A 567-nucleotide genomic window follows, 5' to 3' on the forward strand; every position below is an offset into this window, starting at 1 on the left:
CACGAGCGCGGGATCGAGCCTCATATCCCGGTCTTCGACAAATCGGAGCGGCAGGACGGCACCTTCAGCCGGTCTGAGTTCACCTACGACCACGCCCAGGACGTCTACGTCTGCCCCGCCGGCAAGCTGCTAAGGCAGCGACAGAGAACCTACAGGAACCCCCGTCCGCTGGCTGACGAAGACGGCATGATGCGCTACCGCGCCAGCAAGCATGACTGCGACGCCTGCTCTATGAAGCCTCGGTGCTGCCCCAACACGCCCGCCCGCAAGATCCCGCGCTCGATCCACGAAGGGGCCCGAGACATGGCGCGGGCCATCGCCACCACTGACGAGTACGTCACCTCCCGCCGACAGCGGAAGAAGGTGGAAATGCTTTTCGCGCACCTGAAGCGCATCTTGAGGCTCGACCGATTGCGGCTCCGCGGACCCCATGGAGCCCGAGACGAGTTCCACCTCGCAGCCGCCGCGCAGAACCTCAGGAAGCTGGCCAAGCTCCTGCCGAACGGACCGCAGATGATGCCAGCCTGAGGACGAAGGCGGTCCTCGTCCTGCGCCGCCCGCGTATCC

At 65.8% G+C, this 567-nt stretch carries 1 protein-coding gene; it reads left to right on the forward strand.

Translation table 11 applies throughout. The features are described 5' to 3' along the window. Positions 1–528: transposase (locus tag ACYVO7_RS25770; protein WP_460452615.1), on the forward strand; the 528-nt coding region annotated here is incomplete at its 5' end. Positions 529–567: the final 39 nt, after the last annotated feature.

Source organism: Alsobacter sp. SYSU BS001988 (genome assembly GCF_054796215.1).